This window comes from Streptomyces sp. NPDC036813 (assembly GCF_055609245.1).
On record NZ_JBVJPV010000014.1, the window covers coordinates 129,460 to 148,009 of the forward strand.

General features: G+C 72.0%; 19 protein-coding genes. 4 read left to right on the forward strand and 15 right to left on the reverse strand.

The genetic code is table 11. From position 1 onward, the window contains the following. Positions 1-16 precede the first annotated feature (16 nt). The 4 genes from ACZ67Q_RS27410 to ACZ67Q_RS27425 form a co-directional block, all read right to left on the reverse strand. On the reverse strand, positions 17-1,045 hold the full coding sequence (locus ACZ67Q_RS27410; protein WP_471187165.1) for an NAD-dependent epimerase/dehydratase family protein: 1,029 nt from the start codon (positions 1,043-1,045) through the stop codon (positions 17-19). A 58-nt stretch (positions 1,046-1,103) separates the two neighbouring features. Continuing rightward, positions 1,104-1,820, reverse strand: coding sequence for a lysophospholipid acyltransferase family protein (locus tag ACZ67Q_RS27415; RefSeq protein ID WP_471187167.1), 717 nt, complete (start codon positions 1,818-1,820; stop codon positions 1,104-1,106). Between the two features lie 226 nt (positions 1,821-2,046). Next, positions 2,047-2,631 carry a hypothetical protein gene (locus tag ACZ67Q_RS27420; RefSeq protein ID WP_471187170.1) on the reverse strand — a complete coding sequence of 195 codons (585 nt, stop codon included), beginning with the start codon at positions 2,629-2,631 and terminating at the stop codon, positions 2,047-2,049. A gap of 31 nt (positions 2,632-2,662) precedes the next feature. After that, positions 2,663-3,223, reverse strand: a complete 561-nt coding sequence (locus tag ACZ67Q_RS27425) for a hypothetical protein (RefSeq protein ID WP_471187172.1) — start codon at positions 3,221-3,223, stop codon at positions 2,663-2,665. 211 nt (positions 3,224-3,434) lie between these two features. On the opposite strand from ACZ67Q_RS27425, the gene ACZ67Q_RS27430 reads away from it, so the two are divergent. The 3 genes from ACZ67Q_RS27430 to ACZ67Q_RS27440 are packed head-to-tail and all read left to right on the forward strand — an operon-like array spanning position 3,435 to position 5,862. Next, positions 3,435-4,238, forward strand: coding sequence for an alpha/beta fold hydrolase (locus tag ACZ67Q_RS27430; RefSeq protein WP_471187175.1), 804 nt, complete (start codon positions 3,435-3,437; stop codon positions 4,236-4,238). Beyond that, positions 4,238-5,527 carry a SpoIIE family protein phosphatase gene (locus ACZ67Q_RS27435; RefSeq protein ID WP_471187518.1) on the forward strand — a complete coding sequence of 430 codons (1,290 nt, stop codon included), beginning with the start codon at positions 4,238-4,240 and terminating at the stop codon, positions 5,525-5,527. Before ACZ67Q_RS27430 ends, ACZ67Q_RS27435 begins: the two co-directional genes overlap by 1 nt. Continuing rightward, positions 5,524-5,862, forward strand: a complete 339-nt coding sequence (locus tag ACZ67Q_RS27440; protein ID WP_471187178.1) for an STAS domain-containing protein — start codon at positions 5,524-5,526, stop codon at positions 5,860-5,862. The genes ACZ67Q_RS27435 and ACZ67Q_RS27440 overlap by 4 nt, the downstream gene beginning before the upstream one ends. 43 nt (positions 5,863-5,905) lie before the next feature. On the opposite strand, the gene ACZ67Q_RS27445 is transcribed toward ACZ67Q_RS27440, so the two are convergent. The 10 genes from ACZ67Q_RS27445 to ACZ67Q_RS27490 all read right to left on the reverse strand — a co-directional run bounded on the left by ACZ67Q_RS27445 (position 5,906) and on the right by ACZ67Q_RS27490 (position 17,075). Beyond that, a complete protein-coding gene (locus ACZ67Q_RS27445) occupies positions 5,906-7,132 on the reverse strand; it encodes a PP2C family protein-serine/threonine phosphatase (protein ID WP_471187181.1) in 1,227 nt (408 codons plus the stop codon). A 1-nt stretch (position 7,133) separates the two neighbouring features. After that, positions 7,134-9,593: a SpoIIE family protein phosphatase gene (locus ACZ67Q_RS27450; protein WP_471187184.1), complete on the reverse strand. Its 2,460-nt coding sequence runs from the start codon at positions 9,591-9,593 to the stop codon at positions 7,134-7,136. 219 nt (positions 9,594-9,812) lie between these two features. Further along, positions 9,813-11,033, reverse strand: coding sequence for an ornithine--oxo-acid transaminase (rocD, locus tag ACZ67Q_RS27455; RefSeq protein ID WP_471187187.1), 1,221 nt, complete (start codon positions 11,031-11,033; stop codon positions 9,813-9,815). After that, positions 11,030-11,851, reverse strand: a complete 822-nt coding sequence (ddaH, locus tag ACZ67Q_RS27460) for a dimethylargininase (protein WP_471187190.1) — start codon at positions 11,849-11,851, stop codon at positions 11,030-11,032. The genes rocD and ddaH overlap by 4 nt, the downstream gene beginning before the upstream one ends. Positions 11,852-11,975: 124 nt before the next feature. After that, positions 11,976-12,479: an Lrp/AsnC family transcriptional regulator gene (locus tag ACZ67Q_RS27465; protein WP_361626340.1), complete on the reverse strand. Its 504-nt coding sequence runs from the start codon at positions 12,477-12,479 to the stop codon at positions 11,976-11,978. A gap of 56 nt (positions 12,480-12,535) precedes the next feature. Beyond that, positions 12,536-12,718 carry a hypothetical protein gene (locus tag ACZ67Q_RS27470; protein ID WP_361626337.1) on the reverse strand — a complete coding sequence of 61 codons (183 nt, stop codon included), beginning with the start codon at positions 12,716-12,718 and terminating at the stop codon, positions 12,536-12,538. A 103-nt stretch (positions 12,719-12,821) separates the two neighbouring features. Next, positions 12,822-13,772 carry a cytochrome c oxidase assembly protein gene (locus ACZ67Q_RS27475; RefSeq protein ID WP_471187194.1) on the reverse strand — a complete coding sequence of 317 codons (951 nt, stop codon included), beginning with the start codon at positions 13,770-13,772 and terminating at the stop codon, positions 12,822-12,824. Between the two features lie 102 nt (positions 13,773-13,874). Then, positions 13,875-14,900: a 6-phosphofructokinase gene (locus tag ACZ67Q_RS27480; RefSeq protein WP_471187197.1), complete on the reverse strand. Its 1,026-nt coding sequence runs from the start codon at positions 14,898-14,900 to the stop codon at positions 13,875-13,877. A gap of 190 nt (positions 14,901-15,090) precedes the next feature. Further along, on the reverse strand, positions 15,091-15,819 hold the full coding sequence (locus tag ACZ67Q_RS27485) for a type 1 glutamine amidotransferase (protein WP_361626328.1): 729 nt from the start codon (positions 15,817-15,819) through the stop codon (positions 15,091-15,093). A 17-nt stretch (positions 15,820-15,836) separates the two neighbouring features. Then, positions 15,837-17,075: a MurT ligase domain-containing protein gene (locus ACZ67Q_RS27490; RefSeq protein WP_361626325.1), complete on the reverse strand. Its 1,239-nt coding sequence runs from the start codon at positions 17,073-17,075 to the stop codon at positions 15,837-15,839. Positions 17,076-17,237: 162 nt separating this feature from the next. On the opposite strand from ACZ67Q_RS27490, the gene def reads away from it, so the two are divergent. Continuing rightward, entirely contained in the window at positions 17,238-17,777 is a 540-nt protein-coding gene (gene def, locus ACZ67Q_RS27495) for a peptide deformylase (protein WP_471187201.1), read from the forward strand. 21 nt (positions 17,778-17,798) lie between these two features. Here def and ACZ67Q_RS27500 read toward each other — a convergent pair whose 3' ends face one another. Further along, the gene (locus ACZ67Q_RS27500; RefSeq protein WP_471187204.1) at positions 17,799-18,446 is read right to left on the reverse strand and encodes a TetR/AcrR family transcriptional regulator; all 648 of its coding nucleotides are present in this window, start codon (positions 18,444-18,446) and stop codon (positions 17,799-17,801) included. Positions 18,447-18,550: the final 104 nt, after the last annotated feature.

An 18,550-nucleotide genomic window follows, 5' to 3' on the forward strand; every position in this document is an offset into this window, starting at 1 on the left:
CGTCATGCCTCCTCCGTCATGCCTCCTCGAACCAGGCGTCCTCCGCCGCGTAGTCGAACAGCTCGGGGTAGGCCCGGGCGAGCAGCGGGAACTCCTCCCGCCAGTCCCGGCCCGTCAGCCGCTCCACCAGCCAGTCGACCGACGCGCGCACGCTCTCCGCGTACGGGACGCCGCCGCCGAATCCCAACTCCCTTGCGGCGGCGGACATGTCGCACACCACCGGCCACTCGATCGACCACGGGGTCTGGCCCACGGACGGTGACGGCGGCGGACCGTCGAGGAGTACCGTCTCGGTCCGCACCCCCATCGCCGCGTCCACCGCCGCTCCGATCTCGGCCACGGTGGGCGCCTGTGGATCGCAGGCGTTGAGCACCCGTGAACCCGGCCGGGCCGCCGCGAGCCGCACCAGCTCGGCGATCGTGCCCGCGCCCGACGGATGGAACCGGCTCTCGCCCCGGTGGGCCAGGACCCGTCGGCGCCGCCCGTCCAGGTTCCGCTTCACGAAGTACAGCTCGCGCGGAAGCGGACTGTACGGCCCGTGCACCGCGGCCGGACGCAGCACCGTCGTCGGCAACTTCTCCCCGGCACCGAGCAGTTCGCGCTCCAGTGCCACCTTCCCGGTGCTGTAGGAGGCCTCGCCCGGTGCCACCGTCGGCTGGTCCTCGGTCAGCGGCACCGGAAAGCGCGGGAAGCCGTCGGGACTGTCCTGGGTGTCGAAGGAGCGGCCCCGGTCGTCCTCGTACACCGCGACGCTGGAGACCACCACCGCCGAACCGACCCGGCCGGTCAGCGCGGTCAACTGCCGTGCGTGCCGCTCCCCGTAGGCGACCAGGTCGACCACCAGCTCGCAGCCGTCGCCGACGGCCGACGCCAGCGCCGCGTCGTCCTCCCGGTCCAGCCGCAGCGGCCGCACCCCCTCGGGCCACCTGTCGTCCCGGCCGCCACCGCGCGAGGCTGCCAGCACCTCCCAGCCGTCCTCGGCCAACGCCCGTACCGTCGGCCGTCCGATCTGGCCCGTCGCTCCGATCACCAACGCATGTTTCATGAGCCGACCGTAGGCCCCCGGGCCCGCCCCGGCACGCCTGTTCTGCCCAGGGCAGAGATCAGCTCAGCGGCATCCGCGGAAAGCGGCGTTCACCACCCTCGGCCTGCTGCGCCTTCGCCACGGCCGCGTACTCGTCGACGTACTCCTGCTGCGACAGCGAAAGGATCGCGTACATGATCTCGTCGGTGACGGCACGCAGGATCGCCTTCTCGTTCTCCATGCCGGCGTACCGGGAGAAGTCCAGCGGCTCACCGAAGCGGATCACCACCGGGTGCAGCCGCGGCACCTTCCGGCCGGGCGGCTGCGCTTCGAAGGTGCCGATCATCGCGCACGGTACGACCGGCACCCCCGCCCTGAGCGCCATCACCGCCACGCCCACCTTCCCCTTGTACAGCCGGCCGTCGTGCGAGCGGGTGCCCTCCGGATAGATGCCGAGCAGCTCGCCCTTGCGCAGCACGCCGAGCCCCTCCCGGATGGCGGCCTGCCCGGCCTCCTTGCCGGAGCGGTCGACCGGGATCTGCCCGGCGCTGCGGAAGAAGCCCGCCGTCAGCTTGCCCTTGAGCCCCGAGCCGGTGAAGTACTCGGCCTTCGCGAGGAACGTGATGCGCCGCTTGAGCACGGCCGGCATGAGGAAGTGGTCCGAGAACGACAGATGGTTGCCCGCGACGATCGCCGCACCGGACTCCGGGACATGCTCCAGCCCCTCGATGCGCGGCCGGAACAACACCCTCAGCAGCGGACCCAGCAGCACGTACTTGAGCAGGAAGTAGAACACGGCTCTCTCCTCACACCAGCTGCTCCGCTGTGCGCACCCACAGTCATCTGTAACCATGTCCGCCAGGACCCATGCCGACGCTTGCCGACCAAGCTGATTGATCGTCAGCCGGCGGAGGATCTCCCTCCCGAGAGCCGTGCGGATGGGACATGGAAATGAGTCGCACCCTCCTTGAGAGTGCGACTCATCCTCCCGGCATCAGCCGGACCGTGCCTCACATCGCTGATCAGGTGCTGAGGAGCCGGTTGAAGAAGGAGCGGTAGCGGCGCAGGGCTCCGCGCAGTTGTTCCGTGTCCACCTGCTCGCCCTGGCCCCACTGTCCCTCCAGATCCTTCTTGTGCTGCGCGAAGGTGGAGGCCAGCGTCTGCATGACGTCCGCGACCAAGGCGTCGGCCTGGTGCACCGCCTCGCGGGGGTCGTCCACGAACCGGTTCTGGATCTCCTGCCAGCGGTCGCGGAAGCCACGCTCCTCGTCGTCCGTCAGCAGCTGCGGAAGCTCGTCGTCCCCGGCGCCGGAGGCTTCCGGCGCACGTGTTCCGGCCGGGGTGCCGGACATCTCCGGCGAACGCGTTTCCTCGGGGGCACGGGACGTCTCCGGCGTACGCGCCCCGGCCGGGGCGTCGGCATCGGCTCCGTCGGGTGCGAACCCGCCGCCCGAGCGCTCGGCGCCCGTCACGGCCGTGCTCTCCCCCGGGTAGACGGGGGTTCCGGTCGAGGCCGCCGCCGTCTTGGCGCCGGTGCCGGTCGGCTGGGCGATGTCGTCGGTGGACAGGCCGTCCGTCGTCCGGTGCGGTTCCTCGTTGGTGTGCATGGCGTTCCTCCATGCGGCGTCGTGATCGGGGTCAGGAGCGGGAGGGCTGGGCCCGGCCGCCGCCATTGGAGAGCAGTTCGTCGAACAGGGCACGGTAGTGCACCATGGCGCCGCGCAACTGCTCGGTCGTTGCCTGCCGGTGCGTGGAGAGCGTCTCCACCTCGTGCGCGGCCCGGTAGTGCTCCAGCGTGGCACCGTGCTCCACCGAGAGGTCCTTCAGCTGCTGCTCGAACCTTTCGGTCGGATACCCGCGTTCGTGCATGAGCGACGTCACCAGTCGGTCCGCGTCATGGACCGCGTCCTCCGGCCGGTCGACGAACTCCGCCTGGACGCTGGTCCACTCCCGCGAATAGCGGTCCCTGGAGACCGCGGGCAGCGGCTTGATCTCCAGCGAGTCGTGCCGCCTTTCGCGTTCGCGGAGCTCACGCTCGGCGGCGAGCCGGTTGTCGGCTCCCTCGACGGTCCGTTCGTACTCCGGGCCGAAGCGCTCACGGAGGTGACGGCGCCGCATCATCATCGAGGCCGCCACAGCAGCCAGAGCGACGACCACCACGATCGGGATGATGATCGCCAGAAGCGTTCCCGTCGACATGGGTTCACGCTCCCCTTGGAGTAGTGATGTGCAGACCCCGACTGCCCCGCTTTGTACGTTTTATTCATTTCTGTCGCGCTGCTGTCAGTGATCAACCGTGCGGAATCGGCCCGACCCGCCTGCGAGGGGGGCGATGAACAGGAAGCGTTCGCCGGCGGGGCGATGCAAGGGGGCGCCGGAGCACACCGTTCCGGGCTGCGAGACTGGGGGTATGGACATCGCCCGCAGGAACAACGTGACCGTCACCGGCAACCCGCAAGGACGCGCGGTGGTGCTCGCGCACGGCTTCGGCTGTGATCAGAACATGTGGCGGCTCACGGTGCCCGCGCTGGCCGAGGACTACCGGATCGTGCTCTTCGACTACGTCGGCTCCGGCCGCTCGGACGCCTCGGCGTTCTCGGCCGACCGGTACTCCTCCCTGGACGGGTACGCCCGGGACGTCGTCGAGGTGTGCGAGGCGCTCGACCTGCGGGACGCGGTGTTCGTGGGGCACTCGGTCAGCGCGATGATCGGGGTGCTGGCCGCCTCCGCGGCCCCCGGGCGCATCGGCGCGCTGGTCATGGTCGCCCCGTCTCCGCGGTACATCGACGACGACGACTACCGCGGCGGGTTCGGCGCCGAGGACATCGACGAACTGCTCCAGTCGCTGGAGGCGAACTACCTGGGCTGGTCGGCGGCGATGGCCCCGGTGATCATGGGCAACGCCGACCGGCCCGAGCTGGGCGACGAACTCAAGAACAGCTTCTGCGCCACCGACCCGGACATGGCCCGCGTCTTCGCCCGCACCACCTTCCTGTCGGACTCCAGGGACGACCTGAAGGGCGTGAGCGTGCCGACGCTGATCCTGGAGTGCACCCAGGACGTCATCGCGCCCCGCGAGGTCGGCGCCTTCGTCCACCGGGCGATACCCGGCTCCGCCCTGGTCACCCTCGACGCCACCGGTCACTGCCCGCACCTGTCCGCGCCGGAGGCCACCAACGCGGCGATCACCACCTTCCTGGCCGGCCTGCGATGATGTGCCGGGCCGGCCGGCAGCCGGAACCCCACGGCGCCGACCGCGACAAAGCCGAGGCCGCGGCGTTCGCCGCGCTGCTGGAGGACAGCGCCGAGGACCTGTACGAGAGCGCCCCGTGCGGATACCTGTCCACCCTGATGGACGGCACCATCGCCAAGATCAACGCCACGCTGCTGGGCTGGCTCGGCCTGGACCGGGAGACGGTGGTGGGCCGGATGCGGTTCACCGACCTGCTGACCGTCGGGGGCAAGCTGTACCACGAGACGCACTTCGCGCCGCTGCTGCGGATGCAGGGCGAGATCAGCGGCATAGCCCTCGACATCAAGCAGGGCGACGGCGGCCGGATGCCCGCACTGGTCTCCTCCGTCGTCAAGCACGGCACCATGGGCGAGCCGCTGCTGATCCGCACCACCGTCTTCGACGCACGGGACCGCCGCGCCTACGAGGAGGAGTTGCTGCGCCGCCGGGAAGCGGCCGAAGCGGCCCGCCGGCAGGCGGAGGCCGACCGAGCCCGCCTCCAGGAGGCCCTCGCCGTACTCCAGCGCTCACTGCTCCCGGACATCCTGCCGGTGGTGCCCGGAGTGGAGACGGCGGCCCACTACCACACCGCCTCGCCCGACCGGCTCGGCGGCGACTTCTACGACGTCTTCCCCGTCGACGGCAAGCGCTTCGCCTTCTTCCTCGGCGACGTGTGCGGCAAGGGGCCCCAGGCGGCCGCGGTCACCTCGCTGACCCGCTACACCCTGCGCGCCGCGGCGATGCACGACCCCGACCCGGTATCCGCCCTGTCCACCCTGAACACGGTGCTGCACGAGCGCTACTCCTCCGGTGGCGACCCGCGCTACTGCACCGCGATCTTCGGCACCCTCGAACCCGGCCCCGAGGCCGGACAGGTCACCGTCCACCTCGCCTCCGGCGGCCATCCTCCGGCCGTCGTCCTGCGCGCCGACGGCACGGCCGGCTTCCTGCCCACGCCCGGCGGCGTCCTCGTCGGCGTCCTGCCGTCGGCACCCTTCACCCCCGCCACGACCGTCCTCGACCCCGGTGACACCCTCCTGCTCTACACCGACGGGCTCACCGAAGCCCGGACCGGGGACGACCGCACGAGCCTGTACGGGGACGAGAACCTGCTCGCCTTCGCCGCCCGCCACGCCGGCCGGCCCGCACCCGCCCTCATCCAGGCCCTCACCGGACTGCTCGACAGCTTCGGCGACGGCCTCGACGACGACACCGCCCTGCTCGCCCTCGGCGCCCCCGCCGCCGACTCCCACCCCGCGGACAGACGATGAGCCCGCTGAAGATCATGACGGAGACCGCCGCGACCGGCCCCGTGCTGGCCGTCCGCGGCGAACTGGACTACGCCAACGCCGGCGAGCTGCGCCAGCTGGTCGCCGCGCTCGCGCTGCGCCCCGGACAGCGCCTCGTCCTGGACCTCACCGGCCTGGAGTTCTGCGACTCCAGCGGCATCACCGCCCTGATCGCCGCACGCCACCACGCCCAGGCCGCACAGGCGGACGTCGCTCTCGCCGCCGTACCCGCCCACACGCTGCGCGTCCTCAAGATCGTCGGTCTCGACCAGATCTTCCCCATCCACCCCGACCGGGAGACCGCCGTCACCTCGTGACGCCGTCCACCGGCCTCCGGCCGCCTCGCAGTGGGACGGACGTTCACAGCCGCACGATGACAAGAGCCGTGTCGTCGGTGGCGCCGCCGCGCGGCAGGCACTCCAGCAGGATGGCGTCGGCGAGGCGTTCCGGAGCGTCCCCGCGATGGCGGCGCAGGCAATCGGCGAGGCGGGCCAGACCGGTGTCGATGTCCTCCCGGCGGCGCTCGATCAGCCCGTCGGTGTACAGCACGAGCGTGGCGCCGTCCGTGTACGCCGTGGCCGCCTGGACTCGTGGCACCGGGTCGGGCCGGGCGTCCAGCGGCGGATCGGTGGCCTGGTCGAGGAACTCCACCCGCCCGTCGCCGTGCACGAGGACCGGCGGAGGATGGCCGGCGCTGCTGTAGGTGATGGTGCGGGCGTCGAAGTCGACGAACGTGGTGACCGCCGTGGCCGACTCCGCGCCGTTCACGACGCCCGCGTACCGGCCCAGCACGTCCAGCGCCTGCGCCGGCCCCGCGGCGACCCGGGAGGCGGCGCTCAGCGCGCTGCGCAGCTGGCCCATCACCCCGGCCGCCTCCAGCCCGTGGCCGACCACGTCGCCCACCGAGACGCCGAGACGATGGCCGCCGACCAGGTCCACGAGGTCGTACCAGTCCCCGCACACGTTCAGCGCGCCGACCGCCGGACGGTAGCGCACCGCAGTGCCCTGGTGCCGGATCTGCCGCGGCGCCGGCAGCATCGCCTCCTGGAGCGCGAGCGCCACCTCACGCTCCCGGGCGTGCGCGTCCCTCAGCCGCTCGTTCAGCGCCTGAAGCTCCCTGGCCCTGCTGTACAGCTCGGCCTCCAGCACCCGCCCCCGGCTGCCCGAGTTGCCGCCGCGCGCCCGGATCAGCTCGGTGACCTCCTCCACCCGGTGCACGAGCAGCACCACCTCGCCGTCCGGGCCGAACACCGGCGCGTTGACCGGGCTCCAGTAGCGCTCGTCCCACTCGCCCGGCCGTTCGGCGCTCTCGACGTCGTAGCGTTGCAGAGCCATCGCGTCGCGCTCCCCGGTGGTGAGCACCCGGTGCAGCGACGCGGCCAGATTGCGCCGCCCGGTCGCCGACGGGTCGTTGGGGTTGTCGGGGAAGACGTCGAACAAGTGACGGCCGACGACCTGCTCACGGCTACGCCCGGCGCCGCGCAGGAACTCCCGGTTGGCGTCGGCGAACAACAGCTCGGGCGTCAGGATGGACACCGCTCCCGGCAGGGCCTGGAAGACAGCCTTGTAGTCGATCGCGTCCGGCACGTCACGCCTCCGCACCCGCCAGGGGCTGCTCCGCCCAGATGATCTTTCCGTTGGGCACGAACCGCGTGCCCCAGCGCTGCGTGAGCTGCGAGACCAGCAGCAACCCCCGCCCGCCCTCGTCCGTGGTGCGCGGATGGCGCAGATGCGGCGCGGTGGCACCGCCGTCGAAGACCTCGCAGACCAGGGTCCGCTCCCGGATCAGCCGCAGCCGGATCGGGCCCCCGGCGTACCGGATGGCGTTGGTGACCAGCTCGCTCACGACCAGTTCCGTGGTGAACGCCAGCTCGTCCAGACCCCAGTCCGCCAGCTGCCGGCACGCCGTGCGGCGCGCGTCGGCGACCGCCGCCGGATCGCGGGGCAGCTCCCAGCCGGCCACCTGCCGCCCGCTCAGCCGCTTGGTGCGGGCCATCAGCAGCGCCACGTCGTCGTGCGGGCGGGCCGGCACCAGCGCGTCGACCAGGGCCTGGCAGCGCACGTCGAGGGAGGGCGCCGCCGCGCGCAGGGCCTCCCGCAGCCGGGCGCGATCGGCCCGTCCCGCTCCCCGCCGGCCGTCGGTCAGCAGGCCGTCCGTGTGCAGCGCCAGCGTGCTGCCCTCGGGAAGCACCATCTCCACCGACTCGAACGGAGGCCCGCCCGCCCCCAGTGGCGGCCCCTGCGGCAGATCCACGAAGTACACCGCGCCGTCCGGCAGCACCACGGCCGGTGCCGGATGCCCGGCAGCGGCCATGGCGCACCGCCCGTCCACCGGGTCGTACACGACGTAGACGCAGCCGGAGCCCACGGACTGCGCGCTGTCACCGGCCTCGATGCCGGCCTCCCCGCCCTCCTCGCGGGCCGGGTGCGGCGCCACCAGGTCGTCGAGGTGGGCCAGCACCTCCTCCGGCCGCAGATCGAGCGCGGCCAGAGTCCGTACGGCGGTACGCAGCCGGCCCATCGCCGCGGCCGCGTCGATGCCGTGGCCGGGCACCTCGCCCACCACCAGCGCCACCCGGGCGCCGGACAGCGGGATCAGGTCGTACCAGTCGCCGCCGAGCCCGGTCAGCTCGTCGGCCGGGCGGTAGCAGGCGGCCACGTCCACCGCGTCCAGGTCGGGCAGCCGGTGCGGGAGCAGGCTGCGCTGCAGGGCGAGCGCCGCGTCGCGTTCGCGGCTGTAGCGGCGGGCGTTGTCGAGGCAGACCGCGGCCCGGGAGACGAAGTCCTCCGCGAGACTGAGGTCGGCCGCGTCGAAGGACTCGGGGCGGTAGCGGCGGTAGAACGTCGTGATGCCGAGGGTGACGCCCCGCGCGCGCAGCGGCACCACCATCCCGCTGTGCACCGCCAGCTCGCCGAAGGTGGCCTCCCGGCTGCCGGGCGCCTCCGCCGCCCACGGGCGGTCGGCCGGGTCGAGCCGTGCCTCCCGCCACGAGCGGCCCGTGGCCAGACACCGCACCGGCGCGGAACCGGGCCGGTAGGAGGCGACGTGCCCGATCTCGACGACGGCCTCGGGGGCGTTCGGGGAGACCGAGCGGTGCGCGGCCCGGCGCAGCGTCACCGTCTCCTGGCCGGGCGCCGGCGCGCCCGCCGGTTCCCCGCCGTGCAGCACGTCCTCCAGCAGGTCCACGGCGACGAAGTCGGCCAGCGCCGGCACCGCCACGTCGGCCAGCTCCTGCGCGGTGCGCATGAGGTCCAGGCTGCGGCCGATCTGCTCGCCGGCCCGGTCCAGCAGGGCGAGCCGCTGCTGGGCGCGGCGCCGCTCACTGATGTCCACGACCGTGTAGTACACGCCCATCGGGCGGCCGTGCTCGTCCTCGAGCCGCGTGAACGACATCATGTGCGCGGTCTCGCGCAGCGGGGCGGCACGGACGCGGCCGACGTGCTCGTAGCCGGTGACCGGTTCGCCGGTGGCCAGCACGCGCCGCATCTGCTCCTCGATCGCCGCCGCGTCCAGGCCCGGCTGCACGTCGGCCAGGCGCAGCCCGAGGCGCTGCTCGGCGGGGAGGCCGCCGTACCGGGCCAGCGCCTCGTTCGACCACACGAACCGCAGATCGGTGTCCACGATGGCGATGCCGATGGGGGAGCCGGTGACCATCTGTTCCAGCACCGTGCGGCTCATGTCCCAGCCGGGGCCGGACACCTCCGACAGCAGGGCCAGCCAGCGGGAGGGGCCGCGGGACTCCTCGGCGGCGGTGACGCGCACCATGAGCCGGATCGCGGGGCCGCTTTTGCAGCGGGCGGTGAGCAGCCCGGCCCAGCCGCCGTCCACCCGGCAGTGCTCCAGCACCTCGGGCGCGCGCTCGGCGTCCGCGCCGGTCAGCAGGTCGGCGAGCTGCTTGCCGACCACTTCCGGGGCCGGGTAACCGAGCAGCCGTTCGGCGCCGCGGGTCCACCCGGTCACGAGGCCCTGGGCGTCGAGCAGCACCGGCGCGGCATCCGCCACGTCGAACCGCCGGCCGACCACGTCCGGCTCCTCGTCAGCACCCACGGGCGACCTCTCCGTCGCTGACAGTGGTCCACCACCTCTCGCCCCGTTCCCTTCACCCTGCCCGAAAGGGGGTTCCGGGGCCACTGCGGAAGGAACAGGGACGGCTGCTCGTGTCGCTGCGTGAGGGGCCGCCCGCCGAAGCGAGCGACCCCTCGGGCCACCGGGCGGGCCCGGTCACCGTGTGCTATGGACCCAGGTCACCCCGCGTGTCAGGTCACGTCACTGCGCGAGGACCTTCTCCAGGGCGCCGAGCGCCGAGTCCAGCTCCTCGCGGGTGATCGTCAGCGGCGGGGCCAGCCGGATCGTCGAGCCGTGGGTGTCCTTGACCAGGAACCCCTCCCGCATCAGCCGCTCGCTGATCTCGCGCCCGGTGCCGATCGCCGGGTCCACGTCGACCCCGGCCCACAGCCCGCGTGCGCGGAAGCCGAGCACCCCGCGCCCGACCAGCGCGGACAGGCCCGCGTGCAGCACCTCTCCCAGCTCGGCGGCCCGGCGCTGGAACTCGCCGGACTCCAGCAGGCCGATCACGGCCGTACCGACCGCCGCCGCGAGCGGGTTGCCGCCGAAGGTCGAACCGTGCTCACCCGGATGCAGCACCCCGAGCACCTCACGGGTCGCCACCACCGCCGACACCGGTACGATCCCGCCGCCGAGCGCCTTGCCGAGCAGCAGCACGTCGGGCAGGACGTTCTCGTGCTCCACGGCGAGCGTGCGGCCGGTGCGGCCCAGCCCCGACTGGATCTCGTCCGCGACGAACAGGGTGTTCGTACGCCGGGTCAGCTCCCGCACGCCGACCAGATAGCCGTCGTCCGGGATGATCACCCCGGCCTCGCCCTGGATCGGCTCGATCAGCACCGCCGCCGTTGTCTCGTCCACGGCCGCCTCGATCGCGGCGAGATCGTTGTACGGCACGATCCGGAAGCCCGGCGCGAAGGGCCCGAAACCGTCGCGGGCGGTCTCGTCCGTGGAGAACCCGACGATCGTCGTCGTCCGCCCGTGGAAGTTCTCCGCCGCGACCACGATCGTGGCCCGGTCGGCCGGGACGCCCTTCACGTCGTACGCCCACTTGCGGGCCACCTTGATGCCGCTCTCCACGGCCTCGGCGCCGGTGTTCATCGGCAGCACCATGTCCAGGCCGGTCAGGGCGGTGAGCCGCTCGGCGAACTCCGCCAGCTGATCGTTGTGGAAGGCCCGGGAGGTCAGCGTCAGCCGGTCCAGCTGCCGGTGCGCCGCCTCGATCAGCGCCGGATGACGGTGACCGAAGTTGAGCGCCGAATAACCGGCCAGCATGTCCAGATAGCGGCGCCCCTCGACGTCCTCCACCCAGGCGCCCTCGGCGCGGGCGACGACCACGGGCAGCGGGTGGTAGTTGTGCGCGAGGACCGGCTCCTCGGCGCCGATCAGCTCGGCGGAGGTACGGACGGGGGCGGGTGCGCTCATGAGCGGATCTCCTGGGTGCAGCACTTGATGCCGCCACCTGCCTTGCGGAACTCCGACAGGTCGACGGGAACGGGGACATAGCCGTGCTCGTCCAGCCGGGCGGCGAGCGTCTCGGCCTGCGGGGCGATGAAGACGTGGCGGCCGTCGGACACGGAGTTCAGACCGAAGGCGAGGGCGTCCTGCTCGGTGGCGAGCACCGCGTTCGGGTACAGCCGCTGAAGCACCTCACGGCTGCCCGGCGAGAACGCCTCCGGGTAGTACGCGATGTTCTCCTCGGGCCCGTCGTCCAGCACGAACAACGCCGTGTCCAGGTGGTAGAAGCGCGGGTCCACGAGCGTGAGGCTGATCACGGGGTGCCCGAAGAACTCCTGCACCTCGCAGTGCGCCTCCCGGGTCGTACGGAACCCGGTCCCGGCCAGCACGTAGCGGCCGGTCCAGACGAGGTCGCCCTCGCCCTCGCAGACGTTCTCGGGCCGGTAGACGTCGTAGCCGGCCGTCTTGAACCACGTGTCGTAGTGGGTGGACTCCGGGCGGCGCTCGGCCGCGTGGAAGAGCGAGCCGAAGACGCGGCCGCCGACGACGACCGCGGAGTTCGCGGCGAACACCATGTCGGGCAGGCCGGGGACGGGGGCGACCGCCTCCACGGTGTGCCCATGGGCGAGGTAGGCGCCGATCAGGTCCTGCCACTGCCGCTGGGCGAGGTCGACGTCGACGGGTGTGTCGGGATGCATCCAGGGGTTGATCGCGTACTGCACGGCGAAGTGTCTGGGTTCGCAGACGAGAAAGCGCCGCCGGCGCGGCACACGGCTGTCGGTCACAGAGGGGTCCCTCCGCTTCCTGGGGTGTCGACTGAGGGTTGACACCAAGGTAGAAACTGACGCGGACGGCCGACAAGCAACGACAGCTGCGTGTTCGCGCAGGATCACTGCGTTGTGAAGCCGCTCAACGCACGTCTGCTGCGCCGTCCGGGGCGACCTGGCTGGCGCCCGCTTCGGGAGACTCCGGGATGAGATGGGACAGCACCATCACGCTGATCGTCTTGCGGATGAACGGCTCCGTACGGATCCGCTCCAGCACCTCCTCGAAGTGCTCCACGTCGCGAGCCCGCACGTGCAGCAGGGCGTCCGCCCCGCCGGTCACCGTCATGGCCGCAGTGATCTCCGGGTGGTTGCGCACCACCTCCGCCAGCCGCCGCGGCGGGGCCGCGCCCTCGCAGTACACCTCGACGTACGCCTCCGTGCGCCAGCCGAGCGCCGACGGCTTCACCGTCGCCGTGAACCCGGTGATCACCCCGGTCTCACGCAGCCGGTCCACACGCCGTTTCACCGCCGTCGCCGACAGCCCGACGGCCGCGCCGATCTCGGCGAAGCTCGTGCGCGCGTTGTCCATCAGCGCGGTGATGATCTTCCGGTCGAGGTCGTCGAACGGGGTGGGCCTGCTGTTCATGTCCGCACTGTATCCAGCGGGTGAGGAGCGGCCGGGCGTTCGCCGCCGGCGGGCGTTCAGGTGGTGCGGGTGGCGGCCATCCCCAGGGTGATCAGGCCCAGCACGACCCAGCCGAACCACAGCCAGCCGTTGCTTCCGAGGGCCACCGTGTACGCCGTCACGACGACCAGGCCGCCGAGGGTGACAGCCCCCATGGCCTTGGTGGAACCGGGCGTGGAACCAGGGACGGAACCGGGCATCGCGACACCCTCCTCGAGGTCGGCTCCCCTCAATGGTGCCCCCGATCGGCGCTACGGTGCCCGGCGCTGCACCGATCAGTCGGTGCGGACGGTTCGGCGCGCGTCAGTCGGTGCGCGCGTTGAGCGACGCCAGATAGGCGTTGTACGCCTCCAGCTCCTTGTCGCCGTCCCGGTCGGCGGCACGGTCCGTGCGGCGGGCCTGCCGCTGCTCGGAGCCGTACCACTGGAACAGCAGCGCGATCAGCACCAGCACCGAGGGGATCTCGCTGAACGCCCAGGCGATCCCGCCCGCCGCGTTCTGGTCCGACAGCGCATCGATACCGAGCGAGGCCGGCGGGTTCTTGAAGGTCTCCACCATCGGCGCCGACGCCATCATCAGCGCGATGCCGAAGAACGCGTGGAACGGCATGCCCGCGAACAGCTCCAGCATCCGCATCAGATGCCCCGGCCGGTGCGGACCGGGGTCCACGCCGATGATCGGCCAGAAGAACACCACGCCGACCGCGAGGAAGTGCACCATCATCGCGACGTGCCCCGTCTTGGAGCCCATCAGGAAGTCGAACAGGGGCGAGAAGTACAGCGCGTACAGGCTGGCGATGAACAGCGGGATCGTGAACGCCGGGTGCGTGATGATCCGCATGTACCGGCTGTGCAGCAGCATCAGCAGCAGCTCACGGGGCCCCTTGCGGCCCCGGCCGGCCGTCGGCAGCGCGCGCAGCGCCAGGGTGATCGGCGCGCCGAGCAGGACGAGGATCGGCGACAGCATGCTGATCACCATGTGCTGCACCATGTGCACCGAGAACATGACCATGCCGTAGTCGTTCAGCTTGGTGCACATCACCAGGCCGACGGTCAGCACACCGATCACGTACGACACGGTCCGGCTCACGGGCCAGGCGTCGCCGCGCCGCTTCAGCCGCAGGACTCCCCAGCCGTAGAGCGCCAGCCCGAGCAGACAGGCCACGAGGAAGAAGGGGTCCGCCGACCACTGAAGGCCACGTCCCAGCGTGAACGGCGGCAGATCCATGACCATGCCGTGCCCGCTGTGCTCCATCCGCCGGCTCCTGATTCGTGGGGGGTTGTGCGCTTTGAGTCGGCTCATAGAGTACGGCGGACCCCGGCCACGCTCGTGACCGGGGTCGGGAAAGCCGCGGTCCTACAGAACGCACTCCGCCTCGGCGTACCGCTCCGCCGGAACCGTCTTCAACGTCTCGACGGCCTCGGCCAACGGGACCATCACGATGTCGGTGCCCCGCAGAGCCGTCATCTGCCCGAAGCGACCCGCGTGCACCGCCTCCACCGCGTGCCAGCCGAAGCGCGTCGCCAGCACCCGGTCGTACGCCGTCGGCGTCCCGCCCCGCTGCACATGCCCGAGGATCACCGGCCGCGCCTCCTTGCCGAGCCGTCGCTCCAGCTCGACCGACAGCTGACGGGCGATCCCGGCGAACCGCTCGTGCCCGTAGATGTCCTTGCCGCCCTCGTCGAAGTCCATGGAGCCGGCCTTGGGCTTGGCCCCCTCCGCCGCGACGACGATCGCGAACCGCTTGCCCGCGTCGAACCGCTCGCCGACCCGCGCCGTCAACTCCTCGATGTCGAAGGGGCGCTCCGGGACGACGATCGCGTGGGCGCCCGCCGCCATGCCGGAGTGCAGGGCGATCCACCCCGTGTGACGGCCCATGACCTCCACGACCAGCACCCGCTGGTGGGACTCGGCGGTGGTCTTCAGCCGGTCCAGGGCCTCCGTCGCCACGCCGACCGCCGTGTCGAAGCCGAACGTGACGTCCGTGACAGCGATGTCGTTGTCGATGGTCTTCGGCACGCCGACGATGGGCAGCCCGCTGTCGGACATCAGCCGCGCCGCCTTGAGCGTGCCCTCGCCGCCGATCGGGATGATCGCGTCGAGGCCCAGCTCGGCGACATGCCCCTTCGCCCGCTCCACGCCGTCGCGCAGATGCGAGGGCTGGACCCGGGAGGAGCCGAGGATGGTGCCGCCGCGGGCGAGGATGCCGCCCACCGCGTCAAGATCCAGCTTGAGGTAGTCGCACTCCAGGAGGCCCTTCCAGCCGTCCCGGAAACCGATGACCTCGTCGCCGTGGTCGGCGACGGCGCGGTGCACAACGGACCGGATGACGGCGTTCAGACCGGGGCAGTCACCGCCGGACGTGAGGACACCAATGCGCATAGCCCGAAACAACCTTCTCCACCAGGGCTGGACCGGACCGCGCTGTCCGGCTCGATCCCCGCCACCCTAGCGGCTCAGGGGGGCGGGGGAGCACCACGCGTCCGCCTGCTGGAATGCCCCGCTCACCTGTGCGGACGAGGCGTCAGACGGGCTGGTGAACCCCGGCCGAAACCGGGGTGTCGCACGCAGGCTAGGCGGGCTGCTGTGCCGCCGCGATGCGCTCGCCGCGCAGCGCCTCGTACCAGCGGTCGTCGACCGGCGGCAGCGCGTTGACGTCGAGCGCCAGCTTCAGCAGCAGGTCCGCGATCAGCGGGTTGCGGGCCAGCACCGGCCCGTGCATGTACGTACCGAACACGGTGCCGTTGTACGCGCCCTCCGTGCCGTCGCCCGTGCCGTTGCCGTTGCCGAAGCGCACCTGCGCGAGGGCGCGGGCGGTGGGGCCGAGGTGCGTGACGCCCTGGTGGTTCTCGAAGCCCGTCAGCTGCGGCAGGCCGAGCTGCGGGTCGATGTCCCCGAGCACGTCGCCGACGCACCGCGCGCCCTCACCGCGCACCGAGACCACGTCGAGCAGGCCGAGGCCCGGCTCGCGCTGGCCGAGGTCGTTGATGAACTCGTGGCCGAGGATCTGATAGCCGGCGCACACCGAGAAGACGATCGCGCCGTTGTCCACGGCCCGGGTCAGCCCGCCGTCGCGGCGCAGCCGCTCGGCCGCGAGCCGCTGCGGGCGGTCCTCGCCGCCGCCGACCAGGTAGATGTCACCGGAGGTCGGGATCGGCTGGTCGCTGCGCACGTCGAGCCGGGCCACGTCCAGGCCGCGCTGGCGCGCCCGGCGCTCCACGACGAGAACGTTGCCCTGGTCGCCGTAGGTGGAGAGCAGGTCGGGGTAGACCCACACGACCCGCAGGCTGTTGTCGCTCACAAAAGTCCCCTGAACTCTCAGTTGCCGACGCGGCGGCGCAGGTCCTGGAAGGCGGTGTAGTTGGCGATGACCTCGATCCGCCCCGGCGGGCACAGCTGCACGGCCTGGTCGAGGTTGTCGCAGACCTGGAACTGCTGGTTGGCCACCTCGAGGCGCACCGCGAGGTCCAGGCGTCGGTCGCCGATCACGACGATCGGATGCCCGGTCAGCCGCGTGTAGTCGACGTCCCAGAGCCAGGAGGTGTCGGTGCCGTCGGCGCCACGGGCGTTCACGGACAGGATCACCGGGGTCGGCGGCGGGTCGATCAGCGAGAAGGTCTCCAGCCAGCCGGCCGGGTTCTTGGCCAGCAGCAGCCGCAGGTCACGGCCCTCGAACTGGACCACGTCGTAGCGTCCGGCGACCGCCTGCACCTGGTACATGCGCTCCAGCGCCACCTGGGGCGGCACCCCGAACACGGCGGCGACGGCCGCGGAGCTGGCGGCGTTGGCCTTGTTGGCGCGACCGGGCAGCTGCAGATGGATCGGCCAGGCGGAGCCGTGCGGGTCGAGCACGTGCTCGCCGTGCAGGGCCCAACTGGGCGCGGGGCGGCGGAAGCCGCACTCGCCGCAGAACCAGTCGTCGCCGGGGCGCTGCATCACACCGCCGCAGGACGGGCAGGACCAGGCGTCGTCCTTCCACATCTGCCCGGCCGCGACCCAGATCACGTTGGGGGAGGAAGAAGCGGCCCACACCACCAGCGGGTCGTCGCAGTTCGCGACGACGACGGCCTTGGTGCCGGCCAGACCCTCGCGCCAGTTCTCCGCGAGCATCCGGGTCTCGGCCGCGCGGTCCAGCTGGTCGCGGGAGAGGTTGAGCAGCGCGATGCACTTGGGCTCGGTGTCCCGGGCGACGCCCGCGAGGTACTTCTCGTCGACCTCGATCACGGCGTACCGGGCGTCCGAACCGCCGGCGAGGGCGGAGGTGATGCCGGCCGGCATGTTCGCGCCGAGCGCGTTGGAGACGACCGGCCCGGCCGCGCGCAGCGCCTCGGCGATCAGCCGGGTGGTCGTGGTCTTGCCGTTGGTCGCCGAGACAAGGATCACGTCCAGGTTCTGGGCGAGCTTGGCGAGCAGGTCGGGGTCGAGCCTGAGGGCGACCCGGCCGCCGATCACCGAACCGCTGCCGCGCCCCGCTGCGCGCGATGCCGCCGCGACCGCCTTGCCCGCGGTCACGGCCAGCTTGGCCCGCGGCGTGAGCGGGTCCGAGTTGCCTGCCATCAGTTCTCGATCCTCCTTGCGTACGCGCCGCGCCTCGAAGCCTTTGAAGCCTGACGGCCACGTGGTGTGGGCATCAGCCTATCGAGATCCATTCGCACTCCCGAACCACGGCCCACACCTGCGCGGCGGGCGGGGGCTACCGGTGACCGTACCCTTTCCGCCATGCGACACGGCTCGATCCCGGGCGCCCGCGGGCGCGTCCGGCCCCTGACCCTGCTCCAGGACCCGGTTCTGCGCCGGCCGTGCCGGGAGGTCACCGACTTCGGCCCGGAACTGGCCGCGCTGGTGGAGGACTTGTTCGCGACGATGTACGCGGCGCGGGGGGTGGGGCTGGCCGCGAACCAGGTCGGGGAGGACCTGAGGGTCTTCGTCTACGACTGCCCGGGCGACGACGATGTCCGGCATCTGGGACATGTGGTGAACCCGCGGCTGGTCGAGGCGGACGGGATTTCGCTGCGCGGCCCGGAGGGGTGTCTGTCCCTGCCGGGGCTCGAGGCGGGGGTGGAGCGGTACGACCACGCGGTGGTCGAGGGGTGCACGGTGACCGGGGAGCCGGTCACCGTGCACGGGACGGGGTTCTTCGCCCGTTGTCTGCAGCATGAGGTGGACCACCTGGAGGGGACGCTGTACGCCGACCACCTGACAGGGTGGCGCAGGCGCAGACTCATGCGCCAGGTGGCCCGTGCCTCCTGGTACCGCTGACGGCCGTTTCCCCCGGCACCGTCAGAAGCCCGGACCGCCCGCCTTGTCCCCGGCCGCTGCCAGGCGGCCCCACAGCAGGTCGGCCAGGGAGCGGACCAACTGCCGTCGGTCACAGGGGCGTTCGCCGAGCCACCAGTCTCCGGCCGCGTGCATCATGCCCACGATGCCGTGGCCCCAGACCCGGGCGAGCTGCCGGCTGTCCGGCCCGAGGTCGACACGCTCCTCGATGACCTGGGCCAGCTCCTCGCCCATCCGCCGCAGCAGGGGCGCCGAGTGCTTGCCGACATCGAAGCCCTGGTCGCCCTGGGCGCCGCCGCCCTCGGCCGGATGCATCAGGAACCGGTACACCTGCGGGCGTGCCTCGATCGCCGCCAGATAGGTGTCGAGGGTGGACTCCACGCGCTCCCGGCGCTCGGCCGGGGCGTCCAGGGCCGCGCGCAGCGAGTCGAGGAGGGCGTCCGTGTGCCGCTTCGCCAGTGCCGCGTACAGACCGCCCTTGTCGCCGAAGTGCCGGTAGAGGATGGGCTTGGTGATCCCGGCCTCGGCGGCGATGGCGTTCATCGAGGCCTGGGGGCCGTCGCGCAGCACCACCCGGTCGGCTGCCTCCAGCAGCTCCCGCCGCCGGCGGTCGGCGGACCGCTGCTGCTCGGTCCGCTGCGTGGTGTCCATGTGCTCTCCCCACCCGTCCTGAATCGGTGACGCCTGCGCAAACTAACACTGTCCGCGCGCATCCCCTCGAACGGGCTGCCGAGGAGTCATCGGGAGTTGACTTT

Coding starts and splice junctions, on each gene's coding strand:
- ACZ67Q_RS27410 (WP_471187165.1), bottom strand. CDS start 1,045: ATGAAACATGCGTTGGTGATCGGAGCGACGGGCCAGATCGGACGGCCG.
- ACZ67Q_RS27420 (WP_471187170.1), bottom strand. CDS start 2,631: ATGCACACCAACGAGGAACCGCACCGGACGACGGACGGCCTGTCCACC.
- ACZ67Q_RS27425 (WP_471187172.1), bottom strand. CDS start 3,223: ATGTCGACGGGAACGCTTCTGGCGATCATCATCCCGATCGTGGTGGTC.
- ACZ67Q_RS27430 (WP_471187175.1), top strand. CDS start 3,435: ATGGACATCGCCCGCAGGAACAACGTGACCGTCACCGGCAACCCGCAA.
- ACZ67Q_RS27435 (WP_471187518.1), top strand. CDS start 4,238: ATGTGCCGGGCCGGCCGGCAGCCGGAACCCCACGGCGCCGACCGCGAC.
- ACZ67Q_RS27440 (WP_471187178.1), top strand. CDS start 5,524: ATGAGCCCGCTGAAGATCATGACGGAGACCGCCGCGACCGGCCCCGTG.
- rocD (WP_471187187.1), bottom strand. CDS start 11,033: ATGAGCGCACCCGCCCCCGTCCGTACCTCCGCCGAGCTGATCGGCGCC.
- ACZ67Q_RS27465 (WP_361626340.1), bottom strand. CDS start 12,479: ATGAACAGCAGGCCCACCCCGTTCGACGACCTCGACCGGAAGATCATC.
- ACZ67Q_RS27470 (WP_361626337.1), bottom strand. CDS start 12,718: ATGCCCGGTTCCGTCCCTGGTTCCACGCCCGGTTCCACCAAGGCCATG.
- ACZ67Q_RS27475 (WP_471187194.1), bottom strand. CDS start 13,772: ATGGAGCACAGCGGGCACGGCATGGTCATGGATCTGCCGCCGTTCACG.
- ACZ67Q_RS27480 (WP_471187197.1), bottom strand. CDS start 14,900: ATGCGCATTGGTGTCCTCACGTCCGGCGGTGACTGCCCCGGTCTGAAC.
- ACZ67Q_RS27490 (WP_361626325.1), bottom strand. CDS start 17,075: ATGGCAGGCAACTCGGACCCGCTCACGCCGCGGGCCAAGCTGGCCGTG.
- def (WP_471187201.1), top strand. CDS start 17,238: ATGCGACACGGCTCGATCCCGGGCGCCCGCGGGCGCGTCCGGCCCCTG.
- ACZ67Q_RS27500 (WP_471187204.1), bottom strand. CDS start 18,446: ATGGACACCACGCAGCGGACCGAGCAGCAGCGGTCCGCCGACCGCCGG.